Annotated in this window: 21 protein-coding genes and 1 tRNA gene; 12 read left to right on the top strand and 10 right to left on the bottom strand. The window is 63.7% G+C overall.

Annotation, left to right across the window (positions count from 1 at the left end; translation table 11 throughout):
* Window position 1: 1 nt before the first annotated feature.
* The 3 genes from VJ162_RS06160 to VJ162_RS06150 all read right to left on the bottom strand — a co-directional run bounded on the left by VJ162_RS06160 (window position 2) and on the right by VJ162_RS06150 (window position 1,986).
* Window positions 2-523, bottom strand: a complete 522-nt coding sequence (locus VJ162_RS06160) for a hypothetical protein (protein WP_324663101.1) — start codon at window positions 521-523, stop codon at window positions 2-4.
* Between the two features lie 31 nt (window positions 524-554).
* Complete coding sequence (locus VJ162_RS06155) at window positions 555-974, bottom strand: hypothetical protein (protein ID WP_324663100.1); 420 nt, start codon at window positions 972-974, stop codon at window positions 555-557.
* Between the two features lie 820 nt (window positions 975-1,794).
* A complete protein-coding gene (locus tag VJ162_RS06150) occupies window positions 1,795-1,986 on the bottom strand; it encodes a DUF7331 family protein (RefSeq protein ID WP_324663099.1) in 192 nt (63 codons plus the stop codon).
* A gap of 123 nt (window positions 1,987-2,109) precedes the next feature.
* On the opposite strand from VJ162_RS06150, the gene VJ162_RS06145 reads away from it, so the two are divergent.
* The 7 genes from VJ162_RS06145 to VJ162_RS06115 all read left to right on the top strand — a co-directional run bounded on the left by VJ162_RS06145 (window position 2,110) and on the right by VJ162_RS06115 (window position 9,846).
* Window positions 2,110-4,911 carry a DNA-directed DNA polymerase gene (locus VJ162_RS06145; protein WP_324663098.1) on the top strand — a complete coding sequence of 934 codons (2,802 nt, stop codon included), beginning with the start codon at window positions 2,110-2,112 and terminating at the stop codon, window positions 4,909-4,911.
* A gap of 123 nt (window positions 4,912-5,034) precedes the next feature.
* Window positions 5,035-5,961 carry an ABC transporter ATP-binding protein gene (locus tag VJ162_RS06140; protein ID WP_324663097.1) on the top strand — a complete coding sequence of 309 codons (927 nt, stop codon included), beginning with the start codon at window positions 5,035-5,037 and terminating at the stop codon, window positions 5,959-5,961.
* A gap of 35 nt (window positions 5,962-5,996) precedes the next feature.
* The gene (gene sufB / locus VJ162_RS06135; protein ID WP_324663096.1) at window positions 5,997-7,427 is read left to right on the top strand and encodes a Fe-S cluster assembly protein SufB; all 1,431 of its coding nucleotides are present in this window, start codon (window positions 5,997-5,999) and stop codon (window positions 7,425-7,427) included.
* A 2-nt stretch (window positions 7,428-7,429) separates the two neighbouring features.
* On the top strand, window positions 7,430-8,641 hold the full coding sequence (sufD, locus tag VJ162_RS06130) for a Fe-S cluster assembly protein SufD (protein WP_324663094.1): 1,212 nt from the start codon (window positions 7,430-7,432) through the stop codon (window positions 8,639-8,641).
* A gap of 166 nt (window positions 8,642-8,807) precedes the next feature.
* A complete protein-coding gene (locus tag VJ162_RS06125) occupies window positions 8,808-9,290 on the top strand; it encodes a ferritin-like domain-containing protein (protein WP_324663093.1) in 483 nt (160 codons plus the stop codon).
* Window positions 9,287-9,721, top strand: coding sequence for a metal-dependent transcriptional regulator (locus VJ162_RS06120; protein WP_324663092.1), 435 nt, complete (start codon window positions 9,287-9,289; stop codon window positions 9,719-9,721). Before VJ162_RS06125 ends, VJ162_RS06120 begins: the two co-directional genes overlap by 4 nt.
* 52 nt (window positions 9,722-9,773) lie before the next feature.
* Window positions 9,774-9,846, top strand: a tRNA-Gln gene (locus VJ162_RS06115).
* Window positions 9,847-9,932: 86 nt separating this feature from the next.
* Here the strand turns inward: VJ162_RS06115 and VJ162_RS06110 are convergent.
* Entirely contained in the window at window positions 9,933-10,661 is a 729-nt protein-coding gene (locus tag VJ162_RS06110) for a GNAT family N-acetyltransferase (RefSeq protein WP_324663091.1), read from the bottom strand.
* A 436-nt stretch (window positions 10,662-11,097) separates the two neighbouring features.
* Here VJ162_RS06110 and VJ162_RS06105 point away from each other — a divergent pair, with 436 nt between their 5' ends.
* Entirely contained in the window at window positions 11,098-11,814 is a 717-nt protein-coding gene (locus VJ162_RS06105; protein WP_324663090.1) for an HD domain-containing protein, read from the top strand.
* Here VJ162_RS06105 and VJ162_RS06100 read toward each other — a convergent pair.
* A complete protein-coding gene (locus tag VJ162_RS06100; protein WP_324663089.1) occupies window positions 11,811-12,527 on the bottom strand; it encodes a LysE family translocator in 717 nt (238 codons plus the stop codon). The genes VJ162_RS06105 and VJ162_RS06100 overlap by 4 nt on opposite strands.
* Window positions 12,528-12,566: 39 nt before the next feature.
* Window positions 12,567-13,457, bottom strand: a complete 891-nt coding sequence (locus tag VJ162_RS06095) for a coiled-coil protein (RefSeq protein WP_324663087.1) — start codon at window positions 13,455-13,457, stop codon at window positions 12,567-12,569.
* Between the two features lie 876 nt (window positions 13,458-14,333).
* Here VJ162_RS06095 and VJ162_RS06090 point away from each other — a divergent pair.
* Genes VJ162_RS06090 through VJ162_RS06080 form a run of 3 tightly spaced genes read left to right on the top strand, consistent with a single transcriptional unit; the run spans window position 14,334 to window position 15,813 of the window.
* Window positions 14,334-14,501 (top strand): hypothetical protein, encoded by a 168-nt coding sequence (locus VJ162_RS06090; RefSeq protein WP_324663086.1) that lies wholly within the window; start codon window positions 14,334-14,336, stop codon window positions 14,499-14,501.
* Window positions 14,502-14,526: 25 nt separating this feature from the next.
* Complete coding sequence (locus VJ162_RS06085; RefSeq protein WP_324663085.1) at window positions 14,527-14,949, top strand: DUF371 domain-containing protein; 423 nt, start codon at window positions 14,527-14,529, stop codon at window positions 14,947-14,949.
* 57 nt (window positions 14,950-15,006) lie between these two features.
* On the top strand, window positions 15,007-15,813 hold the full coding sequence (locus VJ162_RS06080; RefSeq protein ID WP_324663083.1) for an endonuclease III domain-containing protein: 807 nt from the start codon (window positions 15,007-15,009) through the stop codon (window positions 15,811-15,813).
* 13 nt (window positions 15,814-15,826) lie between these two features.
* On the opposite strand, the gene VJ162_RS06075 is transcribed toward VJ162_RS06080, so the two are convergent.
* From VJ162_RS06075 to VJ162_RS06065, 3 genes are all read right to left on the bottom strand, one after another.
* Complete coding sequence (locus tag VJ162_RS06075) at window positions 15,827-16,858, bottom strand: aldo/keto reductase (protein WP_324663082.1); 1,032 nt, start codon at window positions 16,856-16,858, stop codon at window positions 15,827-15,829.
* 70 nt (window positions 16,859-16,928) lie between these two features.
* Window positions 16,929-17,345, bottom strand: coding sequence for a disulfide bond formation protein B (locus tag VJ162_RS06070; protein WP_324663081.1), 417 nt, complete (start codon window positions 17,343-17,345; stop codon window positions 16,929-16,931).
* Window positions 17,346-17,587: 242 nt separating this feature from the next.
* A complete protein-coding gene (locus VJ162_RS06065) occupies window positions 17,588-19,492 on the bottom strand; it encodes a beta-CASP ribonuclease aCPSF1 (RefSeq protein ID WP_324663080.1) in 1,905 nt (634 codons plus the stop codon).
* Between the two features lie 197 nt (window positions 19,493-19,689).
* On the opposite strand from VJ162_RS06065, the gene VJ162_RS06060 reads away from it, so the two are divergent.
* On the top strand, window positions 19,690-20,175 hold the full coding sequence (locus VJ162_RS06060) for a hypothetical protein (protein ID WP_324663079.1): 486 nt from the start codon (window positions 19,690-19,692) through the stop codon (window positions 20,173-20,175).
* Here VJ162_RS06060 and VJ162_RS06055 read toward each other — a convergent pair.
* Window positions 20,164-21,210: an iron transporter gene (locus tag VJ162_RS06055; RefSeq protein WP_324663078.1), complete on the bottom strand. Its 1,047-nt coding sequence runs from the start codon at window positions 21,208-21,210 to the stop codon at window positions 20,164-20,166. The two genes, VJ162_RS06060 and VJ162_RS06055, sit on opposite strands and share 12 nt — an antisense overlap.
* Window positions 21,211-21,250 lie beyond the last annotated feature (40 nt).

Genomic DNA, 21,250 nt, shown 5'->3' with positions numbered 1-21,250 from the left:
GTCAGTCTTCTTCAAGCCGCCCCACCCCCTCACGAATCTCGGCTTTAACAACGCCGCTGGCTTCTGCTGCCGCTTTTTTGACTTCTTTGTAATTCCAACTTTCTTCTGTCATTTCGTCTGGTCTATCAAACTCGGTTTTGTCGATAACGTGGACACTCGCCTGTTTGAATGGGCCAAGTGTAGCGTCAATAGTATCTTCTTGCTTTTCCGTTAAGAAGATAGATAATTCACTGACTGCAAGTCGATATGAATTGAAAAGTTCGATTACCTCAGACGCTTCAGACTCGCTTAGTCTTCCATCGTATGCTTTGTTTTTGTATACACGAACTTCCTCCACAAATCGGTCCAATTCACCATGATACTTAGCAAGGGCGTCGACCTTCCGCTCAAGATAAAACTCTCCTACACTCCTGTCGTCTTCAGACTCAATTTTCTGAGTAGTGTTGAGGTAATTAAAGCCACCAACCAGCAGGCCAGAAATCAATGCCCCTCCCAATGCGCCAATCAGTCCCTCAGATACCATACCCTTTGTTTGCCACTTAGAGGTAAGAATCTCAGGGGCGTTTCAAGAGGGCAGCTATGATTTTACTGACCGACTGCAGCGCCTGATTAATCCGCCCCCATCGCTCCGCACGTCGCTTGTCCTTCCGCTTGGTTCCTACCTTGTCAATATTGTCTATACAGCGGTCAAGAGTATGTATTACCTCAAGTTGCTGTTGCTCGGTGAGAGCGTCTAGCGATTCATCTGTGTCGCCATGTGCGATTCCTCGCCAGGGGCCTGTTAGCCCCCCTTCTGGTGGGTAAGAATCGATGATGCCTGCAGCTTCCGCGCGGGCACATTTTCGTTTACGTCGTAACGCATTGACTGATAGGCCCTGTAGCTTCTCAGGCTGATACCGCTGCTCAAAATCAGTAAGCTCAGCCCGAAGCTTCTGCTGGGTATTTTGTTTAGCAGTCGATTGTTTCTGCGACATATCCATACCAGTTGTCGCAGATAATTAAATGTTGGCTTGCTTGCATTATAAATAAGGCCCGTCGAGAGCGAGCAGGCTGACGGACCACCAATCTGTGATAACGTCCCTTCTGCATTTAGCTAAAAAAGCACAGGGTAGGGTTTGACACTCTTGCCGACAAGCGACAAATCACCAGACAACGGCTTGGTTGTTTCGTTGACATAACTTTCCTGATAGGTCTACCCACTTCTGGCCGACAAAGCCAGCAACAATTGTCGGCAAGTGTCTCTTTCCCCCGTGGAGAGAGATATTGGCACCGATTTTCCGTGCGCGCGCTGTATCAATGAGGGACTTTTTAATGCATGGGAGCGTAGCGAATTTCGTAGTCCGTCGGGACCTCACTCTGAGCAAGTTGGTTCTCGACAGGGCTACACCGTCAGCTACGCCCATGAGCAAAGACGACACTGCTCCCACCAAAGAAAACGAGCGGGAGTCTGACAGCGTATCGTGCGGGATACTGAGTAGATTGAAAATTGTGCGGCTGGTGTTAGAGGTGATAACGCTGGTCGCGCGGCTACTCAGTATGTTGTAACATGGTGGGGTTCCGACTTACTCAGTCGGGACCTCACTCTGAGCAGTTAGTAGTACTAACTCATCGTACTTAAGAGTACTACACCTGTCCTACAGCTACGTCAGATTGATATAGACTCAGGTGTCTGAACTACCGAAAAAACTAGAACCCTGCAGCTACGTTCTATAGCTGAATCGCAGACGGGAGTAACCGAACCCACGCCATGGTTGTCTACAATGCGGCAAAAAGCTCAGACCCTCGAAAACGGGCCTATGCCCGCTCGTCGAGCGCCACCGTCGTGTCCGTCTGCATCCAGGCGAGCGGGTTCTGGGCGTCGTAGAACACCGTCCCCTCCTCTGTCTCGTAGGTTTCGGTGGTCTGCACTGCGTCGGGGAGCGCGGGGTCCGACCGGAGCTCGTTCGCCCTGTCCGACTCGCCGTCGGGAGATGCGCGGTGCGACATATGAGTCACCTGTGGGTATGACAGTCGTTACCATATACTTTCCGCCCGTGACAAACATTTACCAGCGTCGCCCGGGGAGCGCCGACCGCCGACGTTTTTATGTGCCGTCTCGAAGGTCGGGCAATGAGTGAGGAGAGTCAGAGCGCCCTCGGCGACTTCGGGCGGGACGAGGGAGACGACGCCGACCGCCCGTCGGCGGAGGCCGCGGCGGTCGCGGGCAACGGCGACGGCGGCGCGGACGTGGTCGACATCGACGAACAGCAGTTCCCCGACGTCGGGGAGACGGTGGAGTTCGTGGTCACGCAGGTCGACTACACCGTGGAGGGCCGGGGCGACGACGAGTACCCCGTCGTCCACGTCTTCGGCCGGACCGAGGACGAGGAGCCGGTCCACGCGCGGGTCTACGAGTTCAAACCGTACTTCTACGCGCCGACCGACAGCGTCACCGAGGACCGGCTCCGGGGCTACGACCGCATCACCGGCTGGGAGGCGGCCGACGCCGGCGGAGAGCCCTACGAGTCGATTCGGGGCGAGCGCCTGACCAAGATATTCGGCCAGACGCCCCGCGACGTGGGGCAGATGCGTGACGACTTCGACCACTACGAGGCGGACATCCTCTTTCCCAACCGCCTGCTCATCGACAAGGACATCACGTCCGGGGTGCGGGTCCCAGCCCGCGAACTCGACGACGGGAGCTACAAGGTCCACCACGAGGAGATCGAACCAGTCGACGCCAGCGCCGAGCCCCGGGTCAACACCTTCGACATCGAGGTCGACGACCGCCACGGCTTCCCGGAGGACGGCGAGCAGACCGTCGTCTGTCTCACCTCGCACGACTCCTACACCGACGAGTACGTCGTCTGGCTCTACGAGTCCCCCGACGGCATCGAGGGGCCGGAGGCGCTGGCCGGCTACGACCCCATCCGCGAGGAGTTCGATGCCGACGTGCGAATCTTCGAGGAAGAGGCGGCAATGCTCGACGCGTTCATCGCCTACATCGAGGAGACCGACCCCGACGTGCTGACGGGGTGGAACTTCGACGACTTCGACGCGCCCTACCTGCTCGACCGTATCGAGGAGCTCCAGAGCTACGACCACGACTACGACCTGAACATCGACCGCCTCTCGCGGGTGGACGAGGTGTGGCGCAGCGACTGGCAGGGCCCCGACATCAAGGGCCGGGTCGTCTTCGACCTGCTCTATGCCTACAAGCGCACGCAGTTTACCGAACTGGAGTCCTATCGGCTCGACGCCGTCGGCGAGCAGGAACTGGGCGTCGGAAAAGAACGGTACACCGGCGACATCGGCGACCTCTGGGAGCAGGAGCCCGAGCGCCTGCTGGAGTACAACCTCCGGGACGTGGAGCTGTGTGTCGAACTCGACCGCGAGCAGGACATCATCGACTTCTGGGACGAGGTCCGAACCTTCGTGGGCTGTAAACTGGAGGACGCCACCACGCCCGGCGACGCCGTCGACATGTACGTCCTGCACGAACTCCACGGCGACTACGCCCTCCCCTCGAAGGGCCAACAGGAGAGCGAGGACTACGAGGGCGGCGCCGTCTTCGACCCGATTACCGGCGTCCGCGAGAACGTCACCGTGCTGGACCTGAAGTCGCTGTACCCGATGTGCATGGTGACGACCAACGCCTCCCCGGAGACGAAGGTCGACCCCGAGGCCTACGACGGTGAGACCTACCGCGCCCCCAACGGGACCCACTTCCGGAAAGAACCGGACGGCGTCATCCGGTCGATGGTCGATGCGTTGCTGACCGAGCGCGAGGAGAAAAAAGCACAGCGCAACAGCTACTCCCCGGACGACCCCGAGTACGAGCGCTTCGACCGCCAGCAGGCGGCGGTGAAGGTGATAATGAACTCGCTGTACGGCGTCCTCGGGTGGGACCGGTTCCGACTCTACGACAAGGAGATGGGGGCGGCGGTCACCGCCACCGGCCGCGAGGTCATCGACTACACCGACGAAGTCGTCGAAGACGAGGGGTACAGCGTCGTATACGGCGACACCGACTCCGTCATGCTCCAGCTCGGGGACATCGGCCCCGACGATGTCGCGGGCGACATCGCGGTCACCGACGAGATGCGCGAGAAACACCCCGAGATGGACGAGGACGAACTCGGACTTCTCGCGGCGACCATCCAGAAGGGGTTCGAGCTAGAGGATACGATAAACGCCTCCTACGACGAGTTCGCCAGTGAGCGACTGAACGCGGACGAACACCGCTTCGAAATCGAGTTCGAGAAGCTCTACCGCCGTTTCTTCCAGGCGGGCAAGAAGAAACGCTACGCGGGTCACATCGTCTGGAAAGAGGGGAAACACGTCGACAGTATCGACATCACCGGCTTCGAGTACCAGCGCTCGGACATCGCGCCAATCACCAAGCGCGTCCAGAAGGAGGTCATCGACCGCATCGTCCACGGGGAAGACGCCGAGAGCATCAAGAGCTACGTCGGCGAGGTCATCGAGGACTACCAGGCGGGCAACGTCGACTACGACGACGTGGGCATCCCGGGCGGTATCGGCAAGAAGCTGGACAACTACGACACCGACACCGCACAGGTCCGGGGTGCGAAATACGCCAACCTCCTGTTGGGGACGAACTTCCAGAGCGGGTCGAAACCGAAGCGGCTCTACCTCGACCGCGTCCACGCGGACTTCTGGGACCGGGTCGAGGCGGAGCACGGTCTGGACGCCTCCACCGATCCGCTGTACGGTGAGTTCCGCCGTGACCCCGACGTCATCTGCTTCGAGTACGCCGACCAGATCCCCGCGGAGTTCGAGGTCGACTGGGACAAGATGCTCGACAAGACGCTGAAAGGGCCCATCGCGCGGATTCTGGAGGCGCTGGACATCTCCTGGGACGAGGTCAAATCGGGCCAGGAGCAGACCGGGCTCGGCAGCTTCATGTAGCGGCCGTTCCGTCGGTGGTTTTCAGGTATGGAAATATACTTTCCAAATACTGAAATCGAGTTCGCCGCGATGCGAAAGGTTCATGGGGCAAAACAACCTTGTTTCGGTTGACCTAAGACTACCATGGCAGTACTCGAAATCAACAATCTACAGGCGGAAGTCGCAGAAGAGGGCGGTGAGACGATCCTTCGCGGTGTGGACCTCGAAGTCCAGTCCGGCGAAATCCACGCGCTGATGGGTCCCAACGGCTCGGGCAAGTCCACGACAGCGAAGGTCATCGCCGGCCACCCGGCCTACGAGGTCACCGGTGGCGAGGTGCTCATCCACCTCGAAGACGACGAGTTCGGCGAGGACTTCGAGATCCCCGAGGACCTCAGGACGTGGGACCTGCTGGATCTCGAACCCAACGAGCGCGCCGCACTCGGCGTGTTCCTCGGCTTCCAGTACCCCGCCGAAATCGAGGGCGTGACCATGGTCAACTTCCTCCGGACGGCCCTCAACGCCAAGCTCGAAGAGCGCGAGGAGCTCTTCGAGGACGACGAGGAAGACGAGGCAGAGAGCGAGGACACCAACGAGGACGCCGCCGGCTACGACACCTCCCCGATGGAAGGCAACGTCGAAGAGGGCGAGGTCGGCGTCGCCGAGTTCCAAGAGATCCTCCAGGAGAAGATGGAGCAACTGGACATGGACGAGAAGTTCGCCTCCCGCTATCTCAACGCCGGCTTCTCCGGCGGCGAGAAAAAGCAAAACGAGGTCCTTCAGGCCGCCATCCTCGAGCCCTCCGTCGCCGTGCTCGACGAGATCGACTCCGGGCTCGACATCGACCGCCTGCAGGACGTCTCAGAGGGCATCAACGCCCTGCGCGACGAGCAGGGCGCCGGCATCCTCCAGATCACCCACTACCAGCGCATCCTCGACTACGTCGAGCCCGACCACGTCCACGTGATGCTCGACGGCCAGATCGCCCAGAGCGGCGGCCCGGAACTCGCCGAGAAGCTAGAGGACGAAGGGTACGACTGGGTCCGCGAGGAAGCCTACGAGGCCGCATAACACCCATACGTACACGACCCTAACCCATACATATCATGAGCTCAGACCAAGACCACCTACAAGAGACCGACACCGAAGCCCGCTTCGAGTTCAAGAAGGAGGAAAACTCCGCCTTCGAGACCGAGAAGGGCCTCACCGAGGAGACAGTGCGAGTCATCTCGGAAGACAAGGACGAGCCCGAGTGGATGCTCCAGCGCCGCCTGCGCGCTCTAGAGCAGTTCCAGGAGATGCCGATGCCGACTGGCTGGCCCGGAGCGCCGGACCTCTCGGAAGTCGACATCGCCGACATCGTCCCCTACATCCGCCCGGACATCGAGACGCGCGGCGGCGCGGAGAACTGGGAAGACCTCCCCGAAGAGATTCAGGACACCTTCGACAAGCTGGGCATCCCGGAAGCCGAGAAGAACGCCCTCTCGGGCGTGGGCGCCCAGTACGAATCGGAGATCGTCTACCAGAACATGCAGGAGCAGTGGGAGGAGAAAGGCGTCATCTTCTGTGACATGGACAAGGCCGTCCAGGAGCACGAAGAGCTCGTCAAAGAGCACTTCATGACGAAGTGCGTTCCCCCGAGCGACAACAAGTTCGCCGCCCTCCACGGGGCCGTCTGGTCCGGTGGCTCCTTCGTCTACATCCCCGAAGACACCACGGTCAACATGCCCGTGCAGGCGTACTTCCGCATGAACTCCGAGGGGATGGGCCAGTTCGAGCACACGCTCATCATCGCCGAGGAGAACTCCGAGGTCCACTACATTGAGGGCTGTTCCGCCCCGAAGTACTCCGCCTTTAACCTCCACTCCGGCGGCGTGGAAGTGTTCGTCGGCGAGAACGCCCACGTCCAGTACTCGACCGTGCAGAACTGGTCGAAGAACACGTACAACCTCAACACCAAGCGCGCAATCTGTGAGGAAGAAGGCACGATGGAGTGGGTTTCCGGCAGCATGGGCTCGAAGGCCACGATGCTGTACCCCTCCACCGTCCTCAAGGGCCCCGGCGCGACGGACAACCACATCACCATCGCCATGGCCGGCGAGGGCCAGGACATCGACACCGGCGCGAAGGTCTACCACAACGCGCCCGATACGAAGTCGACCATCGAGTCCAAATCCATCGCAAAGGACGGCGGCCGCACGAACTACCGCGGCCTGGTCCACATCGCAGACGGCGCCGAAGACTCCTCGACCTCCGTCGAGTGTGACGCGCTGATGTTCGACAACGACTCGACGTCTGACACCATGCCGTACATGGAGATTCAGGAGTCGAAAGTCGACGTCGCCCACGAGGCGACCGTCGGCAAGATCGGCGACGAGGACGTCTTCTATCTGCAGAGCCGCGGCCTGGACGACGACGACGCAAAGCAGATGATCGTCGCCGGCTTCATCGAGCCGATCACGGAGGAACTGCCAATCGAGTACGCCGTCGAACTGAACCGCCTCATCGAGCTGGAGATGGAGGGGTCGCTCGGATAATCATGAGCACGCAGGTACACGCAACACTCAGCGAAGACGCAGTCGAACAGATATCCGAAGACCTCGGGGAGCCCGAGTGGCTACTGGAGACACGCAAGGACGCGCTCGCAGCCCTCGAAACGCTGGAGATGCCCGACGTCATCCAGACGCCGGGCCGCAAGTGGACCAACCTCGACGCGCTCGACTACGAGACGCTCGTCGACCCGCTCGACTACGCTCAGGACAAGGACCGCATCGACGCCGAGGGCGTCGACGTCCTCTCCTGGAGCGAGGCCCTGGACGAGCACGGCGACCTCATCGAGGACCACTTCGGCTCCGTCGTCGACCCACAGCGGGACTACCTTACCGCGCTGTCGACGGCGCTGTTCTCCGCCGGGACGGTCGTCTACGTTCCCGAGGGCGTCGACGCCGAGGACGTGAAGATCCGGACGACGATGAACAGCCGGTCGCTGTTCAACTACACGCTCGTCGTCGCCGAGGAGTCTTCGTCGGTCACTATCCTGGAGCGCCAGACCACCGGCGAAGACACCGAGGGCGACCAGTACTACTCCGGCGTCGTCGAAGCCGTCGCGGGCGAGAACGCCTACGTCCAGTACGGTACCCTCCAGAACCTCTCGGAGGAGAGCTACAACTACCAGGTCAAGCGCGGCCACGCCGACACCTACGCGTCCATCGACTGGATCGAGGGCAACATCGGCTCCCGCTTGACCAAGAGCAACGTGGAGACGCGCCTGCTCGGTGACTCCTCCGAGTCCCAGATCGTCGGCGCGTTCTTCGGCCACGACGACCAGCACGTCGACATCGCGGCGCGTGTCTGGCACGAGGCCGAGCACACCGTCGCCGACCTCGTCACGCGTGGCGTCCTCGACGACGAGGCCCGCTCGGTGTACGAGGGCGTCCAGGACGTCGGCACCGAGGCGTGGGACACCTCCTCGTATCAGCGCGAGAACACCCTCATGCTCTCGGACGAATCCGAGGCCGACGCGTCCCCGAAGCTCATCATCAACAACCACGACACCGAGGCCTCCCACTCCGCGACGGTGGGTCAGGTCGACGCCGAGGACATGTTCTACATGACCTCTCGCGGTGTCAACCCCGAGAAGGCCAAGAACATGCTCGTCGAGGGCTTCTTCGTCCCCGTGTTAGAAGAGGTCGCCGTCGACGAGCTTCGCGAGGACCTCGACGGCCTCATCTACGAGCGTCTGCGAGAGTAATCGATTACTCTCGGAGGCTCGGGAGAGCTTTGCCCTGTGAGGTCTCGCAGAGTGACCACCAGCGTACTCTCACCGCTTTCGGTTCGAGCGCCCACAGGGAACCGCTTAAGTTCCGTCCTCCCCGACGGTTGCCTATGACTGTACCGTGTCGCCCGGAGGTGGTGGCGTGAGCCTGACACAGCCGCTCGCGTCGGACCACCAGCTCGCTCGTCTGCTCCAGATCGGGATCGTCCTGGAGGAGGTCATCGAGGCGAGAGCCGCCAAGCACGCGGCGGCGACCACCGTTGACGACGACGCAGAGCTTCGCGCCCTGCTCGAGGAGGCGTCGGCGGAATCGGCCGACCACCGTCGCCGGCTGGAAGCGCTCGTCGAGGACCTCGACGCGGACACCGTCCCCTTCGAGGAGATACAGACGCTCGTCGAGGCCCAGTACGAGGCCGACGAGGACTTCGACGGCGTGTTGTACGACCAGCTCTGCAACGAGGAGACGGCCTACAAGTTCTACGACGACCTCATCGACGCCGTCGAGGCGTCGGAGACCGACTTCGGTATCGACCGCGAGCAGCTACTCGACGTCCTGGCGACTATCCGGGCGGAGGAGGCCGAAGGCGTCGAGGACGTGACTGAACTCATGGAGGCACGACAATGAACACGCAGGCGCAGTATCTGAAGGCGATATATCTCACACAGCAACAGGCCGACGGTCCCGCATCCACCGGCGACGTGGCGAACCTCCTCGACGTGAGTCCCGCCAGCGCCAACGAGATGATCGGCAAGCTCGAAGACCGCGGCCTCCTAGACCACGAGAAGTACAAGGGCGTCGACCTCACCGACGAGGGTATCACACAGGCCCGAGACGCCCTGCAGAACTACTGTATCATCGAGCGCTTCCTCATCGAGGTCCTCGAGGTCGAGGAGTTCCGCACTGAGGCCAGGGCACTGGAGGGAGTCATCGACGAGACCGTCGCCGAACGGCTCGACACCATCATCGACCGCGAGCCGCAGTGTCCCGACTGTTTCAACGCCGAGGACGACGTCTGTGGCCTCATCGATATCGAGGCGGAAGTGAGCAGCGACTGACTCTCGAAGCGTTCAAGTGCGTTCCAGCGGTTTGTAGATTCGCGGCGTCCGGAGTCCCGTGGTGTAGTGGCCAATCATATGGGCCTTTGGAGCCCATGACGGCGGTTCGAATCCGCCCGGGACTATCATAATATTTCTAACAATTCTGGAACGGGATATCAGAGTCTCCAGTCATCAATATTCGCCGTATACGCAATAAACGCAAGCGAGCCTACATATACGCAGCGTCCCACCGGACGGGTTTCCGAACGTTCCCACAGCTCTCACACTCGATGCGACCCATCGAATCCATCGCGAGTGCGAGCGTGTTGCAGTTGCTACAGAAGTAGCCGTACTTGTCGTCGCCCTCGCGTTCGGTGAAGACGACGTGGAAGGTGGCTTTGGAGCCGCGTTCGTGGTTGTCGTGGTCGACGTAGACGGTGCGGCCGTCGGGGGTGTCGACGGCTTCCCGGCCCCACTGTTCGGACTCGGCGTAGATGTTCTCGATGTAGCTCTCCCCGTCGATTTCGACGGTGTCGGTACCTATCTGGTGGAAGCCCCGCTGGTCGTAGAAGTCGTTCCCCTCGGTGTTCTCGGCCAGCACCCGCCCGCGGAGGTTCATCACGTCGAGTCGCTCCAGCTCGTCGCGGGTGGCATCGAACAGGTCGGTAGCGATTCCCTCGCCGCGGTGAGCGGGGTCGACGTGGAGCCACAGCAGTGTGGCAGTGTCGGCCGCGGCGACGACGCTATCGGAGAAGGCGACGACCTGACCCGCGTGATCGGCGACGAGCAATACGTGATCCGGGTCGTCAAGCATCGCCGCAAGTCGGTCCTCGCCGTACCACTCCTCGATAGCGCTGGTGATAGCCTGCGGATCCAGTGAGTACGATGCCCCAAGCGACCGCCGTGCGACATCCCGGATAGCGGGGCTGTCGGACGGCCTGGCGCGTCGAAGCTCCATACACCCTTGTCATCACGGACCGACATAAACCTACAGTCCAGCTGACCGGTCAGTCCGGTGGTCGGTCGCCCGGAGTGACAAACCGGGGATATGGTATTTCGAAGAAAAACTTATAGTCTTGGACGTATGAGCTATAGATACGAATGGAGGTTGATTATCATACATAGATGGGGATGATAACTGTCTGAAACACAGATATACGTCATGCCGGCCGATGCCCGCCGAGGTGGCCACCTAGCGTCCCACGCGGCGCCGGACCGGAATTGGTCCCCGCTCGTGATGGGCGCTCGCTCAACCATGTTGCCACTCTCGGCACCGCTGTTTTCCATACGTCCGTTCGGATTCGTGACCGCTGAGGGTGTCGTAACGCTAAAGAGTCGAACGGACCTTCGTATCTGTAAGATGACTATCGGAACCTATCGCCGGAGGTGTCGCTGTGGGCGTCGAGATTAGGGAGTCACCAGTCTCGGACGAAGCCTTCGACGCGATGCGGGAGTTCGTCCACGACTACCTGGCTGCCAGTGTCGAAAACGAGGACGAGGGCGGCCGGATGCGCTGGTACCCCTGGCACTCGGCGGAGTACCGGTTCAACCACATTCTCAACGTCGTCGACATCTCGACGACCATCGCCGAGCGGGAGGGCGCAAACGTCGACGTCACACGGGTGGCAGCCCTGTTCCACGACATCGCGAAACTGGAGGCCGAACAGGACGTCCACGCCGAAGCCGGCGCCCGCATCGCACGGGAGTACCTCGAGGCCCACGGTGACTACCCGGAGTCGTTTGTCGACCAGGTGTGTCGGTCGGTCGAGGAACACTCCTATCAGGGGGACCTCTCGGATCTCCCCCTGGAGACGCAGTGTCTCATCGAGGCTGACATCCTCGACAAGGTCGGTGCCAACGGGACGGCGCTGATGCTGTTGCGGATGGGCTATGAGTCCCGGACCCACATGGACGCCGCGGAGATGGTCGACCGCGTCATCGAGCGCGGCGAGGACGCCAGCGAACGCGTCGAGAGCGACACCGCCGAGTCGCTCGTCCACCAGCGGCTCAAACGCACCCGGTGGTTCCAGGAGTGGCTGGAGATGGAGGTCGCCGAGATGGAGGCCGAAGAGAGCCTCGACGACGTCGCGACCGGCATGGGCGACTCCTAGCCGAACACCGCTTGCCGGAGAAAGAGCAGGCCGGAGACGGCCAGGACGGCGGCGCTGGCCCACGCGACCGCCGGTGCCAGCCGTTCGATGCGCCGGCGGGCCGCGACGATAGCCGCCGGAAACCCCGTTATCCACAGCGCGATACCGCCGAACAGCCCCGCAAGCAGGGCCGGATGACCCGTCTGAACGACGAACAGGCCCGCAAGGTCGCTCCCGACGCCGGGGAGCTGTGAGAGGACGTCGACCGTTCCGGGCTGGAGGAGACCGACGCCGACCGTGAGCCAGAACACCACCTGATAGGGGTTCGTGAGCGCAAGCACCAGCGCCTTCCGGAAGCCGCGGCTCTTGTCGGCGTCGGTCGGCGCGCCGGCGTCCACCGACGACAGGGCAGTCGCGTCCTCGACTGCGCCGTACGCGAACCAGCACATCAGGAGCCCGCCGGCACCCACCATGAGCCGCTGGAGGCCCGGCGTCTCCGTGACGACCGTCGCGACGCCGAAAAGCGCGAGCAACAGGAAACACAGGTCCGCGACCATCGCGCCGAGGCCGGCAAACAGTCCCGCGCGCCACCCGCGGAGCGCGCTCTCTTCGGCGATGACGGCGTTCATCGGCCCCGGCGGCGCGGCCAGCGCGAGCCCGAAGACGACGCCGCCCACCACTGTCGGGGCCAGACCGAGCGGTCCCGGAGACTGGAAGAGCGGATAGGGATGCATCTATCGGGTGTGAAAAACGGAGAGAGAAAGAACCGCCGATTACAGCTTGCCGGCCTTCTGCAGCTTCATCAGGTCCTCGGTGTCGAGGGTCTCGCCTTCCTTGAACTTCTGGTAGATCTCCTCGGCCTCCTCGCGGGCGGCCTCCTGCTTTTCCTCGCGCTGGCTGCGCTCTTCCTGCTCTTCTTTCTTGTCGAGCTCGCGCAGGCGCTTCTGGACGCGGACGAAATCCTCGTGGTGCTGGTCGGCCGCTTCCTGGGCCTCGACGAACTCCTCGTGTTTCTCGTCGGCCTCGTCACGGATCTCGTCGGCCTCCCGGTAGGCCTCGATCATCTCGTTGTGGTGTTTCTGGGCCTCGTCGGCCAGCTCCGTGACCTTCTGGTGGTGTTTCGAGGCCTCGGAGCGGACCTCTTCGGCCTCCTCTTTGAGCCCTTCGAGGTCACCGCTGTCGTCGAGTTTCTCCTTCTTGCTCTGGAGCTTCTCGCGCTTGTCCTCGATTTTCTCGATGAGCTCTTTCTCGTCTTCGGAGGAGAGCACCTCGGTCTGCTGTTTGAACTCGAGGTCCTCGATCTCCTCGGTGAGTTCGTCGACGGACTTGCCCTCGTCGAGTTCGAGGTCGTTTTTGACCTTGTCGACCTTGTCGAACAGCTCGTTGGCCTCGGCATTGAGCTCGTTGCGCTTGTCCTTGTGCTCTTGGACCTGCTCGTTGAGCTCGTCGCGTTTCTCGCGGTGTTCCTGGGCCTCGTCGACCTTCTCGCGGGTCTTTGCGTTCAGGTCGTCACGGGCGCTGGCCCGCTCGGAGGCCATCTGGTTGAGCTCGTTGCGCCGGTCGCGGAGCTGCCCGGCGAGTTTGATGAGCTCGCCTTTCGATTTGTTCTCTAGGTCCTCTTCTGTTACTGCAACGTTCTTTGATTCGTCTATCGAGTCTGCCATTGTTGAAACCTCTATGCCATCACCGCTCTCGGGCAGGCAGTGCTATCGCTGTGGAGAGGCTGGCACCAATAACAAGGGTTCCCTCTCATGTTGGGCGCGGAGCGATACTGCCTGAACGCGAAAGCGTTCTGGTATCAACAACTACCGTCGGACGAGGTTTAAATATTGTGGTACAAGGAATACCGTGGCTCCCCCTCACACACCGGTCTACGGACGCGTGAGGGAATAACACGGATTCGAGTTCGGTTATATATCCTCGCCGATGTGGTACTCGTTTTTCACCACCTGCCCGTCGATACCGGCGGCCAGTGCCCGCTCGTCACCGGCGGCCAGTGTCAGCGACCCGACCGCGACGCGGTCGAAGCTCCAGACGACCCGGTCTTTCTGGTGTCGCTTGCCGTTGTAGTCCCACTTAACGGTGACTGTTGTCTCCGAGGGGCGGTCGTGACAGACGGCGATGTCGCTCTCACCGGGCGTCGGGTCCGAGAGAGACGCCTGCGTAGACTGGTAGCTGTCGGACTCGGCGAGCAGTTCGCCGTTACACCAGACCCGCGCGTGGGCGTACGCCCCCGGAGGACCAACACCGCGTGCTCGTCCGCTCCCGTTTGCGGGTCCGCGACCGTGATCTCGTAGGCGACGGTAAACTGCCTCGGCCGACCCGGGACCGTACCTCTCACGTCTCCGGCGACGCCATCCCGTCGGTCGGCGGTACCGCCGCGCCGCGAGAGTGACATACCCTGTGGCCCGTCTCCCGGGTCGATATCCTTTGCCCCGCCCGGTGTGGATACAACGCGGGGACCGGCCCGCCCGCTGTTACTTTCACTTTCACTCCGGGGATGGCTCGGATTAAGGTGCTATCGGCCCGCACTGTGAGGTATGCTTCAGGACCTCCGCGGAGCGAACGCCTGTGACGCCGACGGCTGCGACCGGGCGCTGACCGAGCCCCAACTCGTCTTCGAGACCGAGGCCGGACGGCGCGCGGCCTACGAGTGTGCGTGTGGCGCGGTGACGGTCACCGTCGCCCGGCCGGAGTCGTCCCGTTGAAATACGGCCGCCGGAAACCAGCGGTATGGAACGCGACGTAGTCATCACCGCGCAGGGCCACGAGAACGTCACGGCCGAACACGCCAGCACGCTCGAAGTCACCAGCGACGACTTCCTGACGCCCGCCGGCGACTGCATCCTCGGCGTCGAGGCCGACACGGTCCCGGCTGACTTCGACGACGACTTCGTCGAGGCCTGCCAGTCCGCCGACGCGACAATCACGGCGACCCTCGTTGCCGACGGACACCGCGCCGTCGTCGAGGGGTCGGGCCACCCGGACCTCTCCTTCGAGAACGAGCGCAGCCACGTCCTGCGGACGAGCGACTACGTCGACGACCGGACGGTGCTGGTCGGGGCCGACGCCGCCGCGGGCGACATCGACCGCGACCTCGTGGCGGCGCTGGCCGACGGGGCCGACCTGACGCTGACCCTGTCGGTCGAGGCGTGACAGTCGACGGGTCGGCCTGAGCGTGGCTGTTTTGCCGTTCGCGACCTACCGGCCGATATGAGCGACGACGAGCCGACGAAAAACATCAGCGGCGGCGAGTCGGGCGGCGGGAGTGCGGCCGCGTTCGACCCGGCCACGGCAGGGACGCGAGCTGAGGCCGTCATCGACCGCTTGGGGGAGCTGTACTGGACCAAGACCTACGGCGGCCGTGACGCCTTCGAGTGTCTCGTCCGCACTATTTTGAGCCAGAACACCTCCGACACGGCGAGCCAGCCGGCCCACGACGCGCTGATGGACCGGTACAGCGGCGACGGCGAGGACCTCGTCGACACCCTCGCCGAGGCCGACCAGCAGGCGCTCGCCGAGACGATTCAGTCCGCAGGACTGTACAACCAGAAATCGGAGCGCATCGTCGCGCTCGCGGGCGAGATTCGCGAGGAGTTCGGCGGTGAGGCGGGCTTTGACGCCTTCGTCAGAGACGACGACCCCGAGGTCGTCCGGGACCGCCTGCTGGAGATGAACGGCGTCGGCCCCAAAACTGCCGACTGTGTCCTCCTCTTTGCGGGCGGCCGCGGCGGCGTCTTTCCGGTGGACACGCACGTCCACCGCATCGCCCGCCGGATGGGGCTGGCGCCCGCCGACGCCGACCACGAGACGGTGCGAGAGCACATCGAGCGGGCAGTTCCCGCCGAGAAATGTGGCTTCGGCCACACGGCGATGATACAGTTCGGCCGCGAGTACTGCAAAGCCCGCAAGCCCGCCTGTCTGGACGACCCCGAGGCCTGCCCGCTGGCCGACCGCTGCGACCAGGTGGGCGTCTATCCCGCCAGCGGCGAGGTCGTGGACCCGGCGGACGCCGACTAATCGGAGTCGAGTCCTATTCGCGGTGACCCCACCGCTCGCCGTCGCCGGCGTAGCGGGCCGAGACGATGCGGTTGAACTGGTCGTCCGACAGCGAGATGTCGGCCGCGCCGACGTTCTCGTCTAGCTGGTCGACGGTGCGGGCCCCGACGATGGGGATACAGGTGATGTCGGGCTGTTCGATGAGCCAGCGCAGGGCGACCTGTGGCGTCGTCGCGTCGAGTTCGTCGGCCACGGCGCGCAGTTCGTCTAGGACGTGCCAGCCACGCTCGGAGAGGTAGAAGTCCTCGAAGCGGTCCGACAGCGAGCCCCGCGCGCCCTCGGGGCCCTCGAACTTCGTCGGGTCGTCGTCGTCGGTGCGCTCGTATTTGCCGGTGAGAAAGCCGCCCGCGAGCGGCGAGTACGGGCAGACGGCCATGTCCTGGTCGGCGGCGACATCGAGGTAGTCCTTGATGTCGTCGCGGTAGCCGGCGTGGAACAGCGGCTGGGTCACCTCGAACCGCGCCAGGTCCTCCACGTCGCTCTTCCAGAGGGCCTTGGTCAGCTGCCAGGCGGCCATCGTCGAGGCGCCCAGGTAGTGGACCTTCCCCTCGCGGACGAGGTCGTTGAGCGTCCGCAGGGTCTCGACGATGTCGCTTTCCTCGTCCCAGCGGTGGATGTAGTAGAGGTCGAGATAGTCCGTGTCCAGCCGGTCGAGTGTGCCCTCTATCTGGGCGCGGATGTGTTTGCGACCCAACCCGGAGTCGTTCGGGCCCGGCTCGCCCCAGCCGTCGAAGGGGAAGTACACCTTCGAGGCGATGACGACGTCCTCGCGGTCGCGGTCGTCGAGCCACTCGCCGATGTAGCGTTCGCTCTTGCCGTTTGGCGTCCCGTAGACGTTCGCCGTGTCGAAGAAGTTGATGCCCCGTTCCCAGGCCGCGTCCAGCAGTTCGTGGGCCTGCTCGCGGTCGGTCTCGACGACGCCGCCGGTCTCCCGGCCGAAGCGCCAGGTCCCGTAACAGAGCTGCGACACCGTTGTCCCGGTCGAACCGAGCCGTGTGTACTCCATAGCGACGCTCAGACGGTCGACAGTGAAAAGGACTGGTGTACCCGGCAATCGAGTCTCGGACTGCCGCGTCTCAGCGCCGCCGCCACGCGAGCAGCACGGCCCCGCTCACGAGGACGAAGGCGATAAGCGACAGGTTCGGCACAGTCAGCCCCGCGACCCGGTACTGGACCTGCGCACAGCTGATTGTGCCGACGCCACAGGCCGTCTGTGTTATCTGTAGCCAGGAGTGATACGCCGCAATCGCCGCGCCAAGCGTTGTCAGCGGAAGCGCCGTCCACACGACGGCCGCCCGCCGCTCGACGGCCGCGACGCCCAGCACAACCACCAGCGGATACATGAGGATTCGCTGGTACCAGCAGAGCCGACACGGCACCAGCCCAAGCCCGAGCGACAGGAACAGGCTCCCCGCCGTGGCGACGAACGCGACCAGCGTCGCCGCGCCCAGCAGCGCCCGCGTGTCATCCGCCGGCAGTTTCCGTGTGTCCATTATTCGATGTGGTCACTCCCTCCCGAAAAAACGTTCCGCTGGCCGCTGTGGCCTCGCCAGCGGCTCGTCGCTGGCGAGCGGGGGAGGGCAGGCTGTCCCGCGGAGCATACCGCGAGCGGAGCGAGCGGTTTCGCCGGAATCGAGCGGAGCGAGATTCCGGCCTTTTTAGCGTAGATTTTTGCGCCGAGAGGTTCCCGCAGGCCGCCTTCGGCGGCCGAGGAAACCCGAGGCGGAAAAAGGTACTATATGAACCGGAACGTCTCCAGATTCTCGGGGGTAAAGGTCCGGAGGTTGTAGTCGTGATACAGCGACGAGGAGAGGTCCTGCGTGGCCGACTTGTCGCCGTCGACACAGAGGACTTTCTCGGGGCTGGGGTGCATCGTCTTCACGAAGTTCTCCAGGCCCTGCCGGTCGGCGTGGCCCGAGAAGCCGTCGACGGTCTCGACCCGCAGCTCTAGGGGCACCGTCTCGCCGTCGATGGTCACCGAGTCGGCGCCGCTCTGGATGCGGTCGCCGAGCGTCCCGCGGGCCTGCTTCTCGACGAAGAGAAGCGCGTTGTCGGGCTCGCCCGCCAGCGCTTCGAGCCAGGTCCGGACCGGGCCGGGCGTACACATCCCCGGCGTCGAGAGGACGACGCTGGCCTCGTCGCGCTCGGCCAGCTCGCGCCGTTCCTCGTCGTCGCCGACCGGCGTGAACTGCTCAGCCAGGAACGGGTTCTCGTCGTCGGCCTGGAGCCGGCTCGCCATGTCGTCCCGGAGGAACTCGGGGTAGCTGGTGTGGACGGCCGTGGCCTCCCATATCATCTCGTCGAGGTAGACCGGCATCTCGGGCACCTCGCCCGAGTCCATGAGCGCTTCGAGGACGACCAGCAGCTCCTGGGGCCGGCCGACGGCGTCGGTCGGAATCAGGACGGTGGCGTCGTTCTCCGCGGCGCGTTGCAGGCGCTCTGTGAGCTTGCGCTCGGAGTCGTCCCGGTCGGTCTGGTAGTCGTTCCGGCCGCCGTAGGTGGATTCCAGAATCAGGGTCTCGACCCGCGGGAACTCGTTGACGGCGCCGTCTAACAGCCGGCTGCTGTCGTAGTGGATATCGCCGGAGAAGGCGACGTTGTACAGCCCGTCGCCGATGTGGAAGTGGACGACCGAACTGCCCAGCACGTGGCCGGCGTTGTGCAGCGTCAGCTTCACGTCGGGGGCGATGTCGGTCACGTCGCCGTACTCCAGGGGGATGCAGTGTTTGACCGCCTCGCGGACCATCTCGGTACCGTAGGGCTGGCGCTGGCCCGTCTGTGCCGCCGAGTCGATGTAGTCAAGCGTCAGCAGTCCAAGCAGGTCCCTCGTGGGTTCGGTACAGTAGACGGGCCCGTCGTAGCCGTTCTCGTACAGCAGCGGGACCAGCGCGGCGTGGTCCAGGTGGGCGTGTGTCAGCACCACGGCGTCGAGCGAGGTCGCCCCCGCCCCGATTGCCTCGGGGATATCCAGATACGGCTGCTCGGTCCGCTCGCCGGGTTTGTCGCCGCAGTCGACGAGGATGCGACTGTCGGCCGTCGAGATGATGTAGGCCGCCCGGCCGACCTCCTTGCAGCCGCCCAGCGTGGTGACGCGGACCCACTCCTCGCTTGCCATCGGGTCGCGGTGGATCTGGCGGCCGACCCGCTCTAAGATGTCGCGGCGGTCGTCTCGCTCCTGTGTCAGGAAGGTACGGACGTTGGCGACTGCCGGCGAGTCGATGGCCGGCGTTCGCTCCACCTCCGGCGTCCAGCCGGTGGCTTTGGTTATCTCCCGCAGCGTCTCGCCGCGCCGGCCGATGACCTGTCCCGGCGTCTTCGCGCGGATGAGGACCTCGCCGGTGTCGGCGAGGAACTGGATGTCGCTCACTTCGGCGTCGTCGGGGACGAGGTCGCGTATCTCCGTCTCCGCGGCGTCCGGCGGCGTCAGCACGTCCGGGTCCGGCCGGACGGTGATGCGCTTTCGGAGCTTGGAGGCCAGCCGCCGAACGAGGTCGCTGTCGTCGGCGAACTCCTTCGGGTCGCGGGTGTAGATGACCAGCTCCGGCCCCTCGTAGGTCACGTCGGAGACCGTAATCCCTCTCGGTACCTCTTCGTCTATCGTTTCGCGGACGTCTTCGAGTTGCTTGTCTACCGTGCTCATAGTGTAGAACCGGCGCCGGCCTGTGTCAGCCGCCGCCGTCGCGGGTCGGCCCGGACCGAAATGCCCCAGTGGCGAGCGCGTCGCCGACGGTACTGCCCGGAAAACCGAACGTGCCAGTAGCTTCCACTGTTGAATTATTAAACGCTTCGCACTGTCTGTGGCGCCACACCGAAGTTCGTCGCCGACGACATCGAGGTATGCGCGTGACACCGGCCGTGGTGGCCGACGAGTACGAGTGGGTTCGCGGGCGGGCCGACGTGGTGATCCCGCTGGTCAACGAGACGCGGGCCCACCTGAGCGAGCAGTTCGGCGTCGACGTGCCCGGTATCGACGCGGCGGACTACCACGAGGCCGTCGATGCCGCCTTCGCTGATGGGGATAGGGCGGTCAATCTGGCGGCCTTGGTCGGCCTGCTCCGGGACCTCGATGTCGCGGACGACTATCCCGGCTTTGTCGTCGATGAGTTTCTGGGCCGGGAGTTGGCCGCGATGCTCGCCGGCGACCAGCCCCTTCGACTGCTGGCGGAGGCCACCTTCCACGTCGCGGACGTACACACCCACGGCGACCCCGGGGAGACCGCCGGCGCGGACGACCTCGATGCGGCGCTCGCGGCGGGCGTCCAGACCCGGCTGTCGGGGTGGCCCTGGACAGAGGGGGAGAGCCCGTTCGCCCTAGAACGATAGCGTGGGCGTCCCCAGAAACGCCGTCTCGTACCCCTCGTGGCGGGAGGTCTGTGACGGGCCGATAGTCTCGACGGTGACGGCGGGGTCGCCGGTCGTCTCGACCACGGCGCCGTAGTGGTAGCCGATGTCGGGGTGGACGGCGGCCGAGAGGCTGTCGTCGTAGGCCGTCTCACCGTCTATCTCGACGCGCCCGTCGAGGCTCATCATCGGGAGGGGGGCGCGGTTGTACGGCGTGCGGACCGAGACGGCGAGGTAGGACTGGCCCGAGTCGAGGAACGCAGCGTCCGTGAGCCACGTCGCCGCGTACACCTCGTCGCTACCTTTCGCCGTGCCGAGCAGTTCGCCGGGCAGGTCCTCCGGCGCGGGGACCTGCGAGGTCGGAATCATCTCCATGTCCATGCGGTCGAGGGCGGCCCGGCTCCCTTGTTTGTCCGGATACTCGGTGAAAGAGATGTTGTCCCGCGCCGAGCGGGAGAACTCGAAGTTGGTCGTCCACTCGCCGGCGCCGTCGAACCTGTCGTCGAACCCGCCCAGCCGGCGCTCTGTCATCCCGTCGACCCGAAGGGTTATCTCGTAGACCCCCTCGCCGTCGAGCCCGTAGTTGTCGCCGTAGTGAAAGCCCATGTTCTGGGAGACCATCGGCCAGGGCTGTTTGTCCGCGACCGTCTCGCCGTCGGCGTCGATAGAGATCGAGACGCCGGACTCGATGGGGAGAATCGTGCCGGTCTCGGGGTCCCACACCGACGCCATCAGGTGGAGGCTATCGGCGTCCCGGATGGTCACCTGCTCGGTATCGGTCCCGGTCACGGTCCAGAAGCGGTGGGGGTAGGAGTAGGTCAGCCCGACCTTGTAGTCGCCGGCGTCGCCCACTCCTATCATCTCCATGCCCTCCCTGTGGGTGGGGTAGTACGTCGCGTCGGGACGGTCCTCGACCAGCGGCGGCGACCGGGTCGACTGGTTCTCGACGGAGCCACAGCCGGCGAGTATCGATGCCCCTGCCAGCCCGGCGCCCGCGAGGAAACGACGGCGGTTCATACCCGCCCTAGCGGTCCTCACTCAAAGACGGTTCTGGTAC

This window comes from Haloarcula sediminis (genome assembly GCF_035656455.1).
Lineage (GTDB): Archaea > Halobacteriota > Halobacteria > Halobacteriales > Haloarculaceae > Haloarcula > Haloarcula sediminis.
Note: the sequence above shows the minus strand (reverse complement) of the source record. Positions and strands in the feature narration are given on the sequence as shown.